Origin of the sequence: Staphylococcus simiae (genome assembly GCF_002902085.1) — a bacterium.
GTDB classification, from domain to species: domain Bacteria; phylum Bacillota; class Bacilli; order Staphylococcales; family Staphylococcaceae; genus Staphylococcus; species Staphylococcus simiae.
Genome location: NZ_PPQR01000032.1, coordinates 1 through 2,428, shown reverse-complemented (window position 1 = coordinate 2,428; position 2,428 = coordinate 1). Strand labels below are relative to the sequence as shown.

Below are 2,428 nucleotides of genomic sequence, written 5' to 3'. Positions count from 1 at the left end.
TAAAAATACAGATAATAAATCAATATTTTTGTTTACTTTTTATAAAAATTAAATTAAAATTTTGTTTATAAGCTGGTTTTAAAATATTTAGGAGGCTATATTTTGAAAAAATGGTCTAAAATGACATGTTCAAGCATTATTGGGATGACTATATTGGCTACTGTAAATCCATCAGCTTTTGCTATAAGTAACAACAAGAATGACACGATAGATATGAAAGTCACTCAGAAGAGTGATGCGGTGAAAGCATTGAAAGAACTACCTAAGTCACAAAATGTAAAAAATAACTATCAAGATTATGCAGTTATTGATGTTAAACAGGATAGTAAAGGATTTAAACATTTTACGTTACAACCGGAAGTAGATGGTGTTTATGCACCAGATAAAGAAGTAAAAGTACATGCAGATAAATCTGGCGATGTTGTCTTAGTTAATGGTGACACTGATGCTAACAAAGTGAAACCAACCAATAAAGTAACGTTAGACAAGACGACGGCTGTTAATAAAGCGTTTGACGCTGTGCATATTGATAAAAATAAAGCACAAAATATGAAAGATAAAGTCGTTAAAAAAGACAAAGTAGAAATTGATGGGAATAAGAATAAATATGTTTACAACATTGAAATCGTCACAGTTTCACCTAAAATTTCACACTGGCAAGTAAAAGTAAATGCGCAAACAGGTGGAATTGTAGATAAGATAAATCTTATTAGTGAAGCTGCAACGACAGGTAAAGGTAAAGGCGTTTTAGGAGATACTAAAGATATTAATATCAATAGTATAGAAAATGGCTTTAGCTTAGAAGATCTGACACATCAAGGGAAATTATCTGCATATAATTTTAATGAACAAACCTCACAAGTTAGCTTAATAACTAATCCAGATCAAAATTTTATGAAGGATAATCAACGCGCAGGTGTTGATGCCAATTATTATGCTAAAGATGTTTACGATTATTATAAAAATACTTTTGGACGTGAGTCATACGATGATAAAGGTAGTCCTATAGTTTCTTTAACACATGTAAATTATTTTAATGGACAAGACAATAGAAATAATGCAGCTTGGATTGGTGACAAAATGATTTATGGTGACGGCGATGGTAAAGAATTTACTGGCTTAGCTGGTGCAAATGACGTAGTAGCACATGAAATTACGCATGGTGTCACACAAGAAACTGCAGGTTTGGTTTATAAAAATCAATCAGGAGCTTTAAATGAAAGTTTCTCAGATGTTTTTGGTTACTTTGTAGATGATGAAGACTTTTTAATGGGTGAAGATGTGTACACACCTGATAAGAAGGGGGACGCTTTAAGAAGCATGTCGGATCCTGAACGGTATGGTCAACCTGCTAATATGAGAGATTATGTACACACTCAAAGTGATAATGGTGGTGTACATACCAATTCAGGAATACCCAATAAAGCAGCGTATAATGTTATAAAATCTATCGGTAAAGATAAAGCACAACATATTTATTATAGAGCTTTAACAGAATATTTAACAGAGAATGCTACATTTGTAGATGCCAAAGAAGCAATATATCAATCAGCTTTAGACTTGTATGGCGAACAAACAGCTGAAGATGTATGGGAAGCTTGGAATCAAGTAGGCGTGTAATTTATATTTAAAAACAAGAATTAATGTTAAACACTTACAAATCAAATAATATAATTTAATAACCAGCTTATAAATGACCTATGTCATACATGTTGTATTGTATGGCATAAGGTCTTTTTTATTTTATTGGTTCTCTAACAAATTGGACTGATACATAATTAATTTTTCAAGCCTCGCTATGCCCAACCTGCACATTATAGTAAAAATTCTGTTAACAGAATTTTTCTTTGCTGGGGCCCCAATGTCCAACCTTGCCCGTCTTGCACATAAAAGAAAAAATTTTAGTTATAAAATTTTTCTATGACGGGTCCCTTGCCTAACTTGCATGGCATGAAAAAACTGGATAACCAGTTTTTCTATGTTGGGGCCCTGCATTGCATGTTAGAGTTTCTGCTATCTTGATAGCTAGAAAATCTTATGCAGTTTATTATGAATTAATAAACTGTAAACCTATTTCAGATAACCAGTTTTTCTGTGTTGGGTCCCTTCCTAGGGTGCTGTCTCAGCCTACCCCAACTGGCATTGTCCGTTGAAACTAAATGATTAGTTTCTTTTTGTTGGGGCCCGGGTCTTCGACTAGCACTGTTGCCCAACTTGCATTGCTTGTAGAAACTGTTTCACAGTTTCTCTATGTTGGGTCCCTACCTCAGGAGTCTCGGCTTTAAAATGATTTTTATTTTAAATTATTCATTTTTTATTTATCAGTCCTAAAAAACATACTAAGATTAGCTGTGAAGAAATCTATGACGATAGATTTTTTCACAGCTATTTTTTATAGTTGTAGAGAGAGAAGTAGACTGTGTACTCT

Annotated in this window: 1 protein-coding gene; it reads left to right on the top strand. The window is 33.2% G+C overall.

All coding sequences use genetic code 11. The annotated features are described in order from the left end of the window. Positions 1–120: 120 nt before the first annotated feature. Positions 121–1,620, top strand: a complete 1,500-nt coding sequence (locus CD113_RS05415; protein ID WP_407070851.1) for a M4 family metallopeptidase — start codon at positions 121–123, stop codon at positions 1,618–1,620. The last annotated feature ends 808 nt before the right edge of the window (positions 1,621–2,428 follow it).

Bases quoted from the DNA above. Each gene is read 5' to 3' on its own strand.
- CD113_RS05415 (WP_407070851.1), top strand. From the start codon at position 121: ATGACATGTTCAAGCATTATTGGGATGACTATATTGGCTACTGTAAAT.